This is a genomic window from Streptomyces phyllanthi, assembly GCF_009377205.1.
Taxonomy (GTDB): Bacteria; Actinomycetota; Actinomycetes; order Streptomycetales; family Streptomycetaceae; genus Streptomyces; species Streptomyces phyllanthi.
Genome location: NZ_VJZE01000188.1, coordinates 1 through 15,740, shown reverse-complemented (window position 1 = coordinate 15,740; position 15,740 = coordinate 1). Strand labels below are relative to the sequence as shown.

Annotated in this window: 9 protein-coding genes and 1 tRNA gene; 3 read left to right on the top strand and 7 right to left on the bottom strand. The window is 72.5% G+C overall.

Going from position 1 to position 15,740, the window contains the following annotated elements:
- The 3 genes from FNH04_RS24515 to FNH04_RS24505 form a co-directional block, all read right to left on the bottom strand.
- The coding region (locus FNH04_RS24515) for a chaplin family protein (RefSeq protein ID WP_152787718.1) at window positions 1–533 on the bottom strand (533 nt) is incomplete at its 3' end.
- Between the two features lie 138 nt (window positions 534–671).
- Window positions 672–905: a chaplin gene (locus FNH04_RS24510; protein WP_152787722.1), complete on the bottom strand. Its 234-nt coding sequence runs from the start codon at window positions 903–905 to the stop codon at window positions 672–674.
- Between the two features lie 195 nt (window positions 906–1,100).
- Window positions 1,101–2,426: a M20/M25/M40 family metallo-hydrolase gene (locus FNH04_RS24505; protein WP_322723732.1), complete on the bottom strand. Its 1,326-nt coding sequence runs from the start codon at window positions 2,424–2,426 to the stop codon at window positions 1,101–1,103.
- A gap of 186 nt (window positions 2,427–2,612) precedes the next feature.
- Between FNH04_RS24505 and FNH04_RS24500 the strand changes: the two genes are divergently transcribed.
- The 3 genes from FNH04_RS24500 (at window position 2,613) to FNH04_RS24490 (ending at window position 8,361) form a co-directional block, all read left to right on the top strand.
- A tRNA-Leu gene (locus FNH04_RS24500) sits at window positions 2,613–2,697 on the top strand.
- 277 nt (window positions 2,698–2,974) lie between these two features.
- Window positions 2,975–6,859 (top strand): Pls/PosA family non-ribosomal peptide synthetase, encoded by a 3,885-nt coding sequence (locus tag FNH04_RS24495; RefSeq protein WP_152787714.1) that lies wholly within the window; start codon window positions 2,975–2,977, stop codon window positions 6,857–6,859.
- Window positions 6,860–6,981: 122 nt separating this feature from the next.
- Window positions 6,982–8,361 carry a M1 family metallopeptidase gene (locus FNH04_RS24490; protein WP_322723730.1) on the top strand — a complete coding sequence of 460 codons (1,380 nt, stop codon included), beginning with the start codon at window positions 6,982–6,984 and terminating at the stop codon, window positions 8,359–8,361.
- 75 nt (window positions 8,362–8,436) lie between these two features.
- Here FNH04_RS24490 and FNH04_RS24485 read toward each other — a convergent pair whose 3' ends face one another.
- The 4 genes from FNH04_RS24485 to FNH04_RS24470 form a co-directional block, all read right to left on the bottom strand.
- On the bottom strand, window positions 8,437–9,330 hold the full coding sequence (locus tag FNH04_RS24485; protein WP_152787712.1) for a peptidoglycan-binding protein: 894 nt from the start codon (window positions 9,328–9,330) through the stop codon (window positions 8,437–8,439).
- Complete coding sequence (locus tag FNH04_RS24480; RefSeq protein ID WP_152787709.1) at window positions 9,330–10,889, bottom strand: DUF6519 domain-containing protein; 1,560 nt, start codon at window positions 10,887–10,889, stop codon at window positions 9,330–9,332. Before FNH04_RS24480 ends, FNH04_RS24485 begins: the two co-directional genes overlap by 1 nt.
- 103 nt (window positions 10,890–10,992) lie before the next feature.
- Entirely contained in the window at window positions 10,993–13,236 is a 2,244-nt protein-coding gene (locus FNH04_RS24475) for a hypothetical protein (protein ID WP_152787707.1), read from the bottom strand.
- Window positions 13,236–15,740 (bottom strand): putative baseplate assembly protein (locus FNH04_RS24470; protein ID WP_152787705.1); only part of this gene is annotated, 2,505 nt, incomplete at its 5' end. The genes FNH04_RS24470 and FNH04_RS24475, both read right to left, overlap by 1 nt.

Sequence of the window (15,740 nt, the reverse complement as noted above, 5' to 3'; positions counted from 1 at the left end):
GTGCCCGGGGTGCCGGGGGTGCCGGGCTCTTCAGCCGGGGGGTTCTCCTCGCCGGCCGGAGGCGCGGGCTGGTTCACGCCGGAGCCGTTGTCACAGGTGCCGTCCGTCGTGTTGCCGATACCGACGGCGCTCACGCTGTTGCCGCAGACGTTGACCGGCACGGTCACCGGTGCCTCGACGCTGTTCCCGGAGCCGTTGTCGGCCGAGGAGCCGCTCCCGGACCCGTTGCCGCTGTTCCCACCGCCGTTCTGCGAGCCGCCGTTGCCGTCCTGGGAGCCGCTGTCGGCGCTCTGGCCGGCGCCGCACTGGTTGCCGACGGACGAGTTGAGCGCCCCCACGACGTTCACCGTGTTGCCGCAGACGTTGACCGGCACACTCACCGGTGCCTGCGCCGAGTTGCCCGACAGTACGCCGGACGCGCCGACGGCGGAGCCGAGGGCATCCGCGTGAGCGCTCGCGTAGCCGCCCGTCGCGGCGATGACGCCTGTCGCGGCTGCCACGGTCATCAGGCCCTTGCGGGTGACTTGTCGCATCATTGTTTTCCTGCCTTCGAGCTTTCTGGACCTTGCGGTGAGACCGGCCGGCCCCGGAGTACACAGCGCGCATTCCGGGGCCGGCAGGCTCGGACCCCACTAAGGGGTCAAGCCCCTAACGAGGGGTGAGGCACAACGTCACTTGTTGATGCAGGAGTTACCGAAGGTGGGGTTCAGCAGCCCGATCACCGAGATCGTGTTGCCGCAGGCGTTCACCGGGACGTGCACGGGCGCCTGGACGACGTTGCCGGAGCCGATCCCCTGCGCGCCCACGGTGACGCCGTGCGCACCCGAGCCGGCTACGGCCACGCCCGCACCCGCGAGAACCAGACCGCCGGTGGCAGCCGCAGCAGCGACGACCTTCTTGATCATCATTCCTCCTTGTTGGCAATGTGATCGCGAGCGGATCACATCACCTGTAACGAGGAGGATGTAATGGAGCTACGAACCGATCGTCGCAATCACTCGACCCGGTTGCCCTCCGTACGCGCTGACGATTAATGAGGTCTCGTTTCAGCGCTCAATTCGGGACGGAACACGGCGCGTTGAACGGGTGCCGTGCCGGTTTCAGGAGGCGTCGATGAAGCGGTCGAGGACCCGCACGCCGAACTTCAGCCCCTCCACCGGTACCCGCTCGTCGACGCCGTGGAACATGCCCGCGAAGTCCAGCTCCGGCGGCAGCTTGAGCGGCGCGAATCCGAAGCAGCGGATGCCGAGATCGTCGAAGGACTTGGCGTCGGTGCCGCCGGAGAGCATGTAGGGCACCGCACGGGCGATCGGGTCCTCCGCCCCCAGCGCGCTCTGCATGGCGTCGACCAGCCTGCCGTCGAAGTCGGTCTCCAGGGCCTTGTCCGCGTGCACGTCCTCGCGCTTCACGCGGGGGCCGAGGATCCGGTCGACGTCGGCGAGGAACTCCTCCTCGTAACCGGGCAGGAAGCGCCCGTCGACATGTGCGGTGGCCTGTCCGGGGATGACGTTGACCTTGTAGCCGGCGCCGAGCATCGTGGGCGCCGCCGAGTTGCGCAGGGTCGCGCCGACCATCTTGGCGATGCCACCCAGCTTGGCGAGGGTCTCGTCCATGTTCTCGGGGTCCAGTTCGGTGCCGAGCGCGTCGGACAGCTCGTCGAGGAAGGACCGTACGGTCTTGGTGACCCGGACCGGCCACGTGTGGCGCCCCAGCCGTCCGACGGCCTCGCACAGTTCGGTGATGGCGTTGTCCGTGTTGGTCATCGAGCCGTGCCCGGCCGTGCCGTCCACGGTGAGCCGCATCCAGTGCATGCCCTTCTGCGCGGTCTCGACGAGATAGAGGCGCAGCTTCTCGTTGACGGTGAAGGAGAACCCGCCGACCTCGCCGATCCCCTCGGTCACGCCCTCGAAGAGGTCGGGGTGCTTTTGGACCAGGTGCTTGGCGCCGTACGTGCCGCCTGCCTCCTCGTCCGCGAGGAACGCGAGCACGATGTCGCGCGGCGGCCTGCGCCCGCTGCGCAGCCGGTCGCGTACGACCGCCAGCGTCATGGCGTCCATGTCCTTCATGTCGACGGCGCCGCGCCCCCACACGCACCCGTCCGCGATCTCTCCGGAGAAGGGGTGGTGGGTCCAGTCGTCCGCGTTGGCCGGTACGACGTCGGTGTGGCCGTGGATGAGCAGCGCGGGCCGGGACGGGTCCTCGCCCTCGATCCTGGCCACCGTGGAGGCGCGACCGGGGTGGGACTCGAAGATCTTCGGTTCGAGCCCCACCTCGGCGAGCTTCTCGGCGACGTACTCGGCGGCCTTGCGCTCGCCGGGGCCCGAGTGGTCGCCGTAGTTGCTGGTGTCGATCCGGATCAGCTCGCGGCAGAGGTCCACGACCTCGTCCTCGCCGGTGACGCCCCTGGCCGTGTCCGTGTCGCTCACGCTGATTCCTCCCGCTGTCACTGCTGGTGGTCCCCTCATCCTCTCCCCGGGCCCCCGCCGGGCCCAAGACCGGGACCGCTCCGTCACACGCCGTTCACGCCGGGACGGGGTGTGATCAGGGGCCCCCGAAAGCCTGGTAATGTTTCCTGTGTCGCCGCGGGGGAAACCCCGCACGACAGACACCTTGTCCGGGTGGCGGAATGGCAGACGCGCTAGCTTGAGGTGCTAGTGCCCTTTATCGGGCGTGGGGGTTCAAGTCCCCCCTCGGACACACGAGATGAGCGAGGGTCGCGACCGTTGGGTCGCGGCCCTCGCTCGTTGTGTGGGGCATGTCTCGCCAAGGCCAAAGATCACCAGGTCAGAGCGTTCCGGCCGCTTCCACGGATACCGCCGAACGGCCCTCCCGCGTGGCGGACAGAAGGGGTCGAGCCTAGCGTCGTACTAAAATTTCCGGCTTGTTACGGAACTGGAGCCGGACAACCCCAGGCAGACCTGCGGGTGCCAGGGCCCAGCCCCGGAGGCTTCCGGGTACGAGACGCGAGGACCCGATGGCAGTCATCCACGACACCAGTGCGCTCGGTCTGCTCGGTGAGGAGATCCGTGAGCGGTTCGGTGACACGGCGCGTTTCTCCGCCGGCCCCGCCGCCTCCCCCCGCACGCTCGTCGATGTCCTCGACGCCTCCGTGCGGTCGTATCCGGGCGAGCCGGCGCTGGACGACGGCACCACCTGCCTCACCTACCGTGCCCTGGCCATAGAGGTGGAGAACCTGCGGCGGCGGCTGGCCGACGCCGGGGTCGGGCTCGGGGACCGCGTCGGTGTCCGGGTGCCGTCGGGCACCAACGACCTGTACGTGGCGATCCTGGCCGTGCTCGCCGCGGGGGCCGCGTATGTGCCGGTGGACGCCGAGGATCCCGACGAGCGGGCGGAGCTGGTGTTCGGTGAGGCCGGGGTGCGGGCCGTGGTCGGGGCGGGGCACGAGCTGACCGTCCGGGGCCGGAGCGACGTCCCGGCGGCCCGGCCCGGTATCGGGCACGACGCCTGGGTCATCTTCACCTCCGGGTCCACCGGCAGGCCCAAGGGCGTCGCGGTGAGCCATCGCAGTGCCGCCGCCTTCGTGGACGCGGAGGCCCGGCTGTTCCTCACCGAGGACCCGATCGGGCCCGGTGACCGGGTCATGGCCGGGCTGTCCGTGGCCTTCGACGCGTCCTGCGAGGAGATGTGGCTGGCCTGGCGGTACGGGGCCTGTCTGGTGCCCGTGCCGCGCTCGCAGGTGCGCAGTGGGGCCGATCTGGGGCCCTGGCTGGTCGAGCAGGAGATCAGCGTCGTCTCCACGGTGCCGACGCTGGCCGCGCTGTGGGAGCCCGAGACGCTCAACGACGTACGGCTGCTGATCTTCGGTGGTGAGGCCTGTCCGCCGGAGCTGGCGCAGCGGCTGGTGACGGAGGGGCGCGAGGTGTGGAACACCTACGGGCCGACCGAGGCCACCGTCGTCGCCTGTGCCTCGCTGATGACCGGCGAGGAGCCCGTGCGGATCGGGCTGCCGCTGGACGGGTGGGAGCTGGCCGTCGTCGACGAGGCCGGGGAGCCCGTGCCGATGGGCGGCAGCGGGCAGCTCGTGATCGGCGGGGTGGGGCTCGCCCGCTATCTCGACGCCGGGAAGGACGCGGAGAAGTACGCCCCGCTGGAGTCGCTCGGCTGGGAGCGCGCCTATCGCAGTGGTGACCTCGTCCGCGCCGACCCCGAAGGGCTTGTCTTCCTCGGGCGGGCCGATGAGCAGATCAAGCTCGGCGGGCGCCGGATCGAGCTGGGTGAGGTGGACGCGGCGCTGCAGGCGCTGCCGGGAGTGGCGGGCGCCGCGGCCGCCGTACGGACCGCGCGCGGCGGCAATCAGCTGCTCGTGGGGTATGTGGTCACCCAGGAGGGGTGGGACCACGCGGCCGCCGTCGAGAAGCTGCGTGCCGAACTGCCCGCCGCGCTCGTGCCGTTGCTCGCGCCGGTCGGTGAGCTGCCGACCCGCACCTCCGGCAAGGTCGACCGCAACGCGCTGCCGTGGCCGCTGGAGGGGCTGGAGGCCGGTGGTCCGGCCGAGGAGCTGTACGGGACGGAGGCCTGGCTCGCCGAGCAGTGGGGCGAGGTGCTCGGGGTTCCGGTGAGCAGCGCCTCGGACGACTTCTTCGCGATCGGCGGCAGCAGCCTCGCCGCCGCCCAGCTCACGACGAGGCTGCGCACCCGCTACCCGAGCGCGGCCGTGCTGGACCTCTACCAGCATCCGACCCTGCGCAAGCTGGCCCGGCGTCTGGAGGAGTCCGCGCAGGACGACGGGGCGCGGCGGGTGGTCGAGCCGGTGCCGGTGCGGGCCGGGGTGCTGCAACTGCTGCTCCTTCTCCCCCTGTTCACGCTGCTCGGGCTGCGCTGGATGGTGCCGCTGGCGGCCCTTGGGAACGTACTGGGGTCGCTGGGGTCGTACGCGTGGCTGCCGGCCGCTCCCTGGTGGGTCGTGGGCGCGGGGGCTCTGCTGTTCTTCAGCCCGCCGGGGCGGCTGGCTCTGGCCGCCGGTGGGGCCCGGCTGCTGCTGAGGGGGGTGGCCCCGGGGATCCACGAGCGCGGTGGGAGCGTCCATCTGCGGCTGTGGGCGGCCGAGCGGCTGGCCGAGTTCAGCGGGGCGACCTCGCTCACCGGCTCCTGGCTGGAGCGGTACGCCCGGGCGCTCGGTGCCAGGGTCGGCTCCGATGTGGATCTGCACTCGCTGCCGCCGGTGACCGGGATGCTCAAGCTCGGGCGGGGCGCCGCCGTGGAGTCCGAGGTGGACCTGTCGGGGTACTGGCTGGACGGTGACCGGCTGGAGATCGGGCCGGTCAAGGTGGGTGCCGGTGCGGTCGTCGGGACGCGGAGCACGCTGTTCCCGGGGGCGCGGGTCGGTAAGCGGGCCGAGGTCGCGCCCGGGTCCGCCGTCGTCGGACAGGTCCCCACCGGGCAGCGCTGGGCCGGGGCGCCCGCCGTGAAACTGGGCAAGGCCAAGCGGAACTGGCCCAAGGAACGGCCGGAGCGGGGCGTGTTCTGGAGGGCGATGTACGGCGTTTCCGGCGTCGGGCTGAGCGCTCTGCCCGTTCTCGCGGGGCTCGCCGCGCTGCTGACGGCGGGTCTGTTCGTGGCGCCGGGTGCCGGGCTCGGCGAGGCGCTGCGGGGTGCGGCGCTCGCGCTGGTTCCGGCGACCCTGGTCTTCGGGGCGGTGTACGCGCTGCTGCTGCTCGTCGCCGTACGGCTGCTGAGCCTGGGGCTGCGCGAGGGCACGCATCCCACGCACAGCAGGGTCGGCTGGCAGGCCTGGACGGTCACCCAGCTGATGGACCGGTCCCGGGAGACGCTGTTCCCGCTGTACGCCGGGCTGGTGACGCCGGTGTGGCTGCGGCTGCTGGGGATGCGGGTCGGGCGGGGCGCCGAGGTGTCCACCGTGCTCGCGCTGCCCAGCCTCACCACGGTCGGCGAGGGCGCGTTCCTCGCGGACGACACGTTGACCGCGCCGTACGAACTGGGCGGCGGCTGGATGCGGATCGGGCGGGCGGAGATCGGGCGCCGGGCGTTCCTCGGGAACTCGGGGATGACCGCGCCGGGGCGGACCGTGCCGGACGGCGGGCTGGTCGGGGTGTTGTCGGCGACGCCGAAGAAGGCCAAGAAGGGCAGCTCGTATCTCGGGCTGCCGCCGGTGAGGCTGCCCCGCAGTGCGGCCGGGGGCGATCAGAGCCGGACGTACGAGCCGCCCGCGCGGCTGCTGTGGGCACGGGGTCTGGTGGAGCTGTGCCGGATCGTGCCGGTGCTGTGCTCGGCGGCGCTGGCGGTGCTGACGGTGGCGGCGCTGAGCGCGCTGAGCGCGCTGGGCGGCTGGGCCTGGCTGCTGTGCGGGGTGGTGCTGCTGGGCGCGGGTGCGGCGGGGTGTGCGCTGTCCGTCGTGGCCAAGTGGCTGCTCGTGGGGCGGCACCGGCGCGGTGAGCACCCGCTGTGGAGCTCCTTCGTGTGGCGCAACGAGCTGGCCGACACGTTCGTCGAGGTGGTGGCCGTGCCGTGGCTGGCCGGGTCCGTGCCCGGTACTCCGCTGCTGACCCTGTGGCTGCGCGGGCTCGGCGCACGGATCGGCAAGGGGGTGTGGGTGGAGAGTTACTGGCTACCCGAGAGCGATCTGGTGTCGCTCGGTGACGGCGCCACGGTGAACCGGGGGTGTGTGCTGCAGACCCACCTCTTCCACGACCGGATCTTGCGGACGGATACTGTGGTCCTCCGTGAGGGCGCCACGCTGGGCCCGGGCGGAATCGTCCTCCCCGGCAGCGCCGTCGGGGCCCGTACGACGCTGGGTCCGGCGTCCCTGGTCATGGCCGCGGAGTCCGTTCCGGACGACACGCGCTGGCTGGGCAACCCGATCGAAGCGTGGCGTCGCTAGACATGGGCTCCCAGGGCACGGGGTCGCACGGCACGGTGTCGCCGGACCTGGCGACCCGTACGGCTACGGCGTCGGGGGACGATGGACGTCGTACGAGCGCAGTGCAGGGAGCAGACGCAGCAGTGGCGGTTCAGCAGTCAGTGGGTCCGGACCCGTACTTCCCGGCCAACGGTGATCCCCGTTACCGGGTCCACCGGTACGAGCTCGCGCTGGACTACCGCCCCGGGCCGAACCGGCTGTCGGGAACGGCGCGGATCAACGCCATAGCGGGCCGTGCCGCGCTCGCCGAGTTCCAGCTGAACCTCGCCGGTTTCAAGGTCGGCCGGGTCAGGGTCGACGGCCGGGCGCCGCACTACACGCACCGGGGAGGCAAGCTGCGCATCCGTCCCGCGAAGGCGCTGCGCGCCGGTGCCGCGTTCACCGTCGAGGTCCAGTGGTCGGGCAACCCCAAGCCGGTGAACAGCCCGTGGGGCGGGCTCGGCTGGGAGGAGCTGACGGACGGGGCGCTGGTGGCGAGCCAGCCGGTCGGGGCGCCGTCCTGGTATCCGTGCAACGACCGGCCCGCCGACAAGGCCGCGTACCAGATCTCGGTGACCACGCCGTCCGCGTACCAGGTGGTGGCCGGCGGTCGTCTGCTGACCCGTACGACCAAGGCGTCCACGACGACGTGGGTGTACGAGCAGTCGGCGCCGACGTCGAGCTATCTGGTCGGGCTGTCGATCGGGAAGTACCAGACGGTGCTGCTGGGCGACCCGGGTCCGGGCGGGGTGCCGCAGCACGGGCACATTCCGGCGCATCTCCTGCCCGACTTCTCGCGGGACTTCGCGCGGCAGCCCGCGATGATGGAGCTGTTCGAGGAGCTGTTCGGACCGTATCCGTTCGGTGAGTACGCGGTGGTGGTCACCGACGAGGAGCTCGACGTTCCCGTCGAGGCGCAGGGGTTGTCGCTGTTCGGTGCCAACCACGTGGACGGGGTGCGGGGTTCGGAGCGGCTGGTCGCGCACGAGCTGGCGCACCAGTGGTTCGGCAACAGCGTGTCCATCGCCGACTGGCGGCACATCTGGCTGAACGAGGGGTTCGCGAAGTACGCCGAGTGGCTGTGGTCGGAGCGTTCGGGCGGCCGTACGGCACAGCAACTCGCCGCCTCCGCGCACCGGTCGCTGTCCTCGCTGCCGCAGGACCTGTGTCTGGCCGACCCCGGCCGCAAGCTGATGTTCGACGACCGGCTCTACCAGCGTGGCGGGCTCGTCCTGCACGCCGTGCGGTGCGCGATGGGTGACGACGCCTTCTTCCGGATGCTGCGCGGCTGGGCCGCGCAGTACCGGGGCGGCGCCGTCACCACGACGACGTTCATCGCGCATGTCGCCCGGTTCACGGCCGAGCCGCTGGAGGACCTGTTCGCGGAGTGGCTGTACGAGCCGGCGCTGCCGCCGCTGCCGGGCGCTGCCGCGCAGGATGACCGGATTCCGGCGCGGCCCGCGTATCCGCCGGCCAACTCGTAGGCGCTCGCTGGGTCCGTTGTCGTCCGCGGGTCTGTTGTGGCTGGTCGCGCAGTTCCCCGCGCCCCCTTCGGGGCATCAGCTCCTCGGCACCTTCAGCCTGTCCCAGCTGACCTTGCCCGGGATGCCGTCCGCGTCCTTGCCCTTGAAGTTCTGCTTCTGCTGCCAGGCCTGGTAGGAGCGGCGGTCGGCGTCGGTCCACTCCGGGCTCGGGCCCTCCTCGTAGCGCCCGCAGCCCTCGGCGACCAGGCGGCGGCCCATGGCCGTGATGATCGGGGAGCTCTGGCCGATGTGGAAGAAGCCGCTGCCGGGGAACGGCTCGTACGACGGCTTGGGCGCGGGCTTCGGGTCGGCGGGCTTCGGCTTGGTCGAGCCGCCCTTGCCGTCCAGCCGCTGGGCTATGCGTTTACGCATGCCGTCCATCGTGAAGCCGCGGGGGTCCTGCTTGCCCGGCTGCCACTCCTTGTGGCCGATGACGGAGCGCTCGGTCCAGCCGTGGTGGCGGCAGATCGCGGCGGAGACCTTCTCGATCGCCTCCTTCTGCGCCTCGGGCCAGGGGTCCTTGCCGTCGCCGAGGTTGATGCACTCGAAGCCGTAGAAGTGCCGGTTGCCGTCGGTGTCGGCCTCGTTGTCGGCGGGCAGCCGCGTCTCGTTGATCACGGCGCGCAGGACGTCGCTGTCGCCGGAGCCCGCGTGGTTGGCGCGGCCGTTGCCGACGAGGTGGATCTCGCCCTTCTTGTCGATGACGCCGTGGCAGAGGGGGCCCGGCAGACCGGAGTAGCCGTTGTAGCAGATGTTCACGGAGTTGCTGGTGCCGGAGGTGACGGTGTGGTGGATCATCACGCCGTTGACCGGGCCCCAGGGGCCCTTGGTGTTGCGGTTGTGGGTGCGCCAGTTGCGGACCTCGTGGACCGTCAGGCCCTCGGCACGCAGGATCTCCACCATCTTGGAGGCGCTCAGGGGCTTGGCCATCACTTGTCCCCTTCCGCGGCGTCCTCGGCCTGTGCCGTGGTCTGTGAGCGGCCACCGGAGGGGTCGGCCTCCGCGGCCTGCTCCTCCCTCCGTGCCTGGGCCTCGGCGGCGAGTGTCGCCTCGTCGGCCGCGGGGACGCTGCTCGCCAGCGGGGCGAAGGCGCGGCGCAGGTCGACGGAGGAGCCCTCGCCCTTGACCAGGGCCAGTGGGGCGAAGTGGCGGGCGATGCCCACGGGTGCTTGGAGGAGCGGGCGGCGGGCCGGGTCGGTCGGCCATTCGACACCGCCGGTGGCGGTGCGGGCGGGGATGATCCAGTGGTCGCCGGTGCGGTAGGTGCCGCTCTTGGCGAAGTACACCTCGACGCCGTCCTCCAGGGGCAGCCACTCCCCCTCCGTGACGGGCACGGCGCCGCCCTTCAGCGCCGCCGTACGGCCCTTGCGCCGCGGTGCCTCGTGGTGGTCCCAGCGGCGCAGGAACGGGCGGAGGTGGGGCAGCCGGCCGACGCCCGGGTCCGGTTCGGCGGAGAGGCGGACGCGGCGGCCCGGCAGGTCCAGTTCCTCGACCCGCAGCAGCGGCAGGGGCTCCAGGCGGGAGGCGTACGCGGTGTCGGTGAACTCCACGTGGTCGCCGACGTCGAGGTCCAGCTTGTCGTCGTGGCCGAGGGAGGCCAGCTGCACCCAGGTGCCGTCGAGTTCGTCGACCGGGAAGACGACCGAGCCGTTCTCGCGGGACCACTTGAAGGTGGCGTCCTTCGCCTCGCCGCCCGCGTGGACCTCGACCCGGTACAGCTGGTTCTCCGGGCCGCGGTAGCGGGCGTCCGGCTTGACCAGGCACGGGTCCTCGTCGGCGTGGTCGGGCCGCTCGCTGCGGGCGGCGAGCCGGGCCGAGGGGGCCGCCTGGCGCTCGGCCCACCTGTCGAAGGCCGCGCGGACGACCTCCTTGGAGGGGTCGGTCTCCTCGATCGTCAGCTCGGCGAGGGACAGCGGCAGCACCTGCCAGACGACCTTGACGCGGGCGGTGGTGTCCGGCATCGCCGCGCCGAGGGCGACCTCGCGCAGCGCCGGGTCCTCGGCCGCGCCGACCGAGCGCTCCCACACCTTCAGATAGACCAGGAACGGCGACTGGGCGGGCGAGGGCAGCCGGTCGCCGGGCTTCTCCGGGTCTCGGAAGCCGTCGGGCTGGTCCCAGTAGGTCCAGTACGCGGGCGGCCGGGCGGTCTCCTGTTCCTCGGCGGCGGCGGTGTCGTCGTCGGGTACGGGTGTGCCGGGTGCCGGGCGGTGGGCGTCGCAGAGGATGCCGTCGACGTAGTAGCGGCCGCCGTGGATGTAGAGGGTGTCGATCTCGTGCTTGCCGCCCACGTACTCGATGCGGAAGCCCGCGGCGTCGCGAGGCCCGCCGTGCCGGCCGATCAGGTCCGCGGCGAGGGTGCGCGCCTGGTGGAGCTGGATCGCGGTCTGCTCGTTGGTGTCGGCGTCGAGCTGGACGCGGCCCTGTTGGGCGACGACCGCCGAGTAGTGGCGTTCCGGGCGGAACGTAAGGCGGGAGAGGTCAGCGTGCATGGAAGGGGTCCCCCTGGTTGAGGTTGTGCGTTTCAGGAGTCGTCAGTGGGTACGGCCCGCGCGGCCGGGTGGGTTCACGCGCGGCCCGGGAGCCCGGGGTGGGTCATGTCACGAAGAAGATCCCGGCGTCCGTGCCCGCGGGGGTGTACTCCGCGAGCCGTGCCCGCAGGCCGTCCTCGCGCTGCGGCCGGTGGAGGTCGTGGAAGGCGCCCATCTCGGCGCCGTCGTCCGAGCCGCGCCGGATCTCCTCGGCGATGGGGGTCCCCCCGCTCGAGCGAAGCCGAGAGTGGGGGAGGTCGGCCAGTTGCCCGTACCAGGGTGTCCCGTAGCGTTCGGAGGCGAACAGCGGGCGTACGTGGGAGGCCTGGGCGGGGCCGGCCAGGTCCGGCTGGCAGCGGTACCGGCGGGGCGTACGGGACCCGGCGGGGACGTACGAGTACCGCAGGCAGCCGATACCGCGCCGGGCCACGTGGAGCCTCCCGGTGAGGACCGAGTTCTCGGCGATCTTCACGGCGTGGGTGTGGATCTCGCCGATGACGGTGGTGCGGTGCAGATGGAGCACGGCATGGGCGTGGCGGCAGTCGGGGGCGGAGAGTGCCTCGCGGTCGTGGCCGGTGGCGTCGAGGACGCTGTCGCGGAGGTGGATGCCGAGGGGGTCCTCGCCCACCTCGTCGCCGATGACCTCGATGGTGCCGAGGATGCTGTGCTCGATCTGCAGGCAGGCGGTGGTGCGTTCCAGGACGATGCTGGGCTCCTCGGGCGAGTGCGGCTCGCACTCGGGTTCCAGGGACCAGCCGGGCACGAGCGTGCTGTGGCGGACGACGACGGCGCCCATCGGGCCGGTGACGTTGATGCCGCGTCCGGCGACGAGGAGCCCGTCGAGGACGATGCGGGGCCGCTCGTGCGGGGCGCAGTGCTCGGACACCGCGCGGATGTTGAGGGCGTCGGGGCGGTTGCTGTACCAGTCGAGGAGGCGGATCACCGGCCGGGTGCCCTCGGCGGCCCGGAGTTCGAGGCGGTCGCCCGGGTCGAGGTCGAAGTCCAGCTGCTCCTGGTAGGCGCCGCTGTGGGTGATCTCGATGATGCCCTCGGGTCCGGTCCGGTCGGCCCTGCGGTCGTGCTGCCAGGCCCGGTAGGCGTCCATGATCTGCCGGTACTGCTCTCCGGGGCCGACCCGGTAGAAGGTGGCGTCCGGGCGGGGGACGCGGTCGTCGCGGTCGTACTCGCCGCCGCCCATGTCGGCGGCGAACGCGTAGTGGTGGTCCACCCACACGCCCTGCCGGGGCGCGGAGCGGGAGCCGAACGCGATCCGGCCGAGCTCCGGGTCGACCGCCACCTGGCCCCGCTTGGGGCGGTAGCGCCAGTCGGAGAGGTCGGCGACCACGATGTCGGAGGGCGGTACGGGCCTGTCCTCGCCGTCGCGGCGGATGACGAGGCTCTTGCCGGGACCGTAGTAGTCGGCCATCCGGTCGTGGAGCAGACGGCGGGTGATGAACGCGGGCACGTTGTCGACCGTGGCGAGGTGGGTGGGTGACGGCTCCGGGACCGGCCTGGTGACCAGGGGGGTGTCGTTGCCGAGGATGGAGAACGTGTAGAGGTTGCGGGCGCGGTCGATGCAGTACGCCGGGGACGACGTCAGTGAGTACGCCTTGAGCCGCCACACGAAGAGCCCGACTCCGGCCGGGGTCAGACCACCCGGTGTGCGGCTCGAGCCGGCGCGGCGTACGTCGGCCGTGCGGGCCGCCGTGTCGAAGGCGCCGCCCAGGAGGGCGAGGGCGGAGCCGTCGCGGAGGTCGACGAGACGGCCGCGGGCGCCTCGGTGGGCTCGCGCCTGGGCGCCCCCGGTGCCGTACAGCTTCACCGGCTGGGTGTGGGCCACGTGCCGGGACAGCTCGACGGCGCGTGCGGGCCAGCCGGTGACCTGCTCGGAGATCTCCTCCAGGAGGTGGAGGGTGCCCTTGCGGCGGCGGTTGGCGACGGTCGCGGCCACATCGCGGCGCGGGGCGACGGCCTCGGCGAGTTCGGCGCGGCCGCCCCCGTGCAGGCCCGTGGTGAGGACGCGCTCGTAGCCCGGCAGGGTGCGGTAGCCCACGAGGTCGCCGAGGTACGGCAGCACCCAGGGGGCCGCGGTCTCCACGAACAGGTCCTCGTAGCCCTGGGCCACGCCGTCGCGGACGCGGTCGAGCTGCTCGGCGATCACGGCGAGCAGGGCGCGCAGCGGTTCGCCCTCCTCGGCGTCGCGCAGCAGGTGCCAGCGCGGCAGCAGCGCGGCGAGCCCGTCGGGTTCCCTGGACGCCCCCGGGGGTGCCATCGTCTCGTACCGGACATCCGCCGGGTTCGCAGACATCACTTGACCTCCGTCAGGATCAGGGTGTCCGCGGCCTTCGGCGACAGCAGCGCGAGCTGGGCCGGGCGGATACCGCGGAAGACGAACACCGACCGGCCCTTCGGCAGGCGCCGGGTGTCGGTGATGTCGGGGTTGAGGCGCAGCAGTTCGGCGAGCGGGACGCCGTACCGGGCGCTGATCGAGGAGAGCGTCTCGCCGTCCTCGGCGCGGACGGTGTGGATCTTCTCGTCGTACGTCGCCGAATGTGCCGGGACCGCCGCCCTCGGCGGGCCGGGGCGGGTGAGCAGCGCGGTGAGCTCCTCGGGGGTGGCGGACGCCGGGACACCGGTGAAGACGTCGACGTCCACGTAGTCGACGCCGGGCACGGTGTGGGCCGTGGCGAGGACGTCGGAGAGACGGGCCGGTCGTCCCAGCTCGCGTCCCTCGAAGCCGAGCCGGCGCAAGAGGGCCTGGCGCAGGCGTGGCTCGACGGTCTCCCAGGCGTGGTCCGGGGCCACCTTCACCTGGGCGGCGACGAGCAGCAGGACCAGTTCGCGTACGTCCACGCGGACGGGGAGGTTGGTGTCGCCGTACTCGGTGAGGGCGGCGCGCAGGGCCCGCAACGTGGCTGACTCCTGGCCGGCGTCGGCGATCGGTACGTCGTCCGTGCCCGCGACCGTCACGTGCAGGACGCGCCGCCGTCCGTCGAAGAGTTCGCGTGCGGAGGCCCGCCCTATGCCGGCGCGGGAGCGGGCGAAGTCCTCGTAGTCGGACGCGGACACCAGGCGGTCCAGGGCCGAGACGGCGAGCGGGATCGTACGGCGGGTGAGTCCGGGGCCGTCGGCATCGGCGCCGCCCGTGGCCGGGCGGGGATTGGTGACCTGACTGACGCCGAGCGGCCGGGTGAGCGGCTGGGTGACGCGGTCGGCGGCGACGTTGGCCGCCCTGCCGGTGCCGAAGCGGTAGCGGGCGCGGACGTTCTCGTGGCCGGTGGGCAGACGGGCACCGTGGACACCGTCGCCGAACGTCACCGTGGTGCGGCCGTCGGCGGTGGACCCGGTGATGTAGACGCGCTCGCGCGGGCCGCGTCCGGCGAGGCTGTCGACCTCGTGCCAGAGGACGCCGTCGACCCGGACCTCCAGGACGGGTGTGGCGCCGAGGGGGTTGTCGTCGGCGAGCCAGGTGAGCGGGGACTGCCAGAGCGCGAACGTCTGGTTCACGCGGTCGGAGTCGCCGCTGCCGACGGCCTCCTCGCGGCTCTCGCCGTGGGTGGCCTCGACGACGTTGCCCAGGACGCGGACCGTCTCACGGCGGTAGCGGTGGGCGAGGTCGGCGGTGAGGACCAGGCGGGTGTGGACGTGGTCGCCGGGGAGGCGGGGGTCGACGGCCGGGTCGGCGGAGGCGATCGTGACGACCTCGGTGGCCGTCACACCGGCCACTCCGGGGATGTCGCCGCGCTCGCCGCCGACGATCAGTGTGCGGCCGGGGCGCAGCCCGTCGTACAGCTCGGCGAGTTCGATCTCGTTGCCGTGCACGTCCTCGCCGAGCGGCTCGTCGGCCAGGCGCAGGGGCTCGCCCGCCGCGTGCACGGTGGTGTCGCGGATGTGCGAGAGCAGCACGTCGAACTCGTCCAGCCAGGGGTCGGCGAGGGTGAGTTCGGTGCCGCGGCCCGTGATCCCGTAGTTGGTGTACGCCGCCGTGCGCGCCGCCACCACCTGGGTGGTGACGAACGCGAGCTTCGGGTCGCCGGGGACGCCGCGGTCGGCGCCTTTGGCGGGGCGCCGGATCGCGACCCAGCTGCCGAGGGTGATGCCGGGGTGCACGGTGTCGAGCTGGAGTACGCGGCGGTTGACGGGTTCGCGCTTGCGCGCGATGACGATCTCGACGCCCGGCTCACTGCTGCCCGACGTGTACCGGAGGCTGATCTCGTCCTCGCCGACGTGGAGCGGCCGGGTGTCGCCCGGCCGCAGGGTGACCGGCTGTGCCGTGCCGACGATCACGTGGACGAGTCCCTCGTCGTCGGGTCGCGACACGAACAGATCGTGCTCGGGCAGGCCCGGGCGGAGGCGGGCGGTGACCCCCGGTTCCTGGGAGTCGGTGGGGCGGCGGCCCAGCCAGTGCAGGTCGCGGTCCTGGGCGATCCGCGTGGACAGCTCCACCTCGCCGGTGCCGAGGGGGAAGGTGACGGGCTGGGCGACGGGCAGGTTCTCCGCGCGCTGATCGGAGCTGCTGCCCTCGACGTACTGGAACTCGGCCCGGACCGGCACCTTGCCCGCCGTGTCGTACACGACACGCATGCTGACCAGGACGGCGCCCGTGAGCGGCCAGTCCGCGGTGCGGATGACCCGGCCCCGCTCGTCCTGGACCGGCTTGAGCGGGGCGGTGGCGCCGAAGGGGGCGGCCGTGACGCGCATCGCGAGCAGGGCGCGCAGGAGCTGCGGGCTGCCGGGTGCCGCGGCCGTGCGCCACGCCGGGTAGAGGCCGCGGAGGCCCGGGTTGAGGGCCGAGAGCAGCCGGGCGGTGTC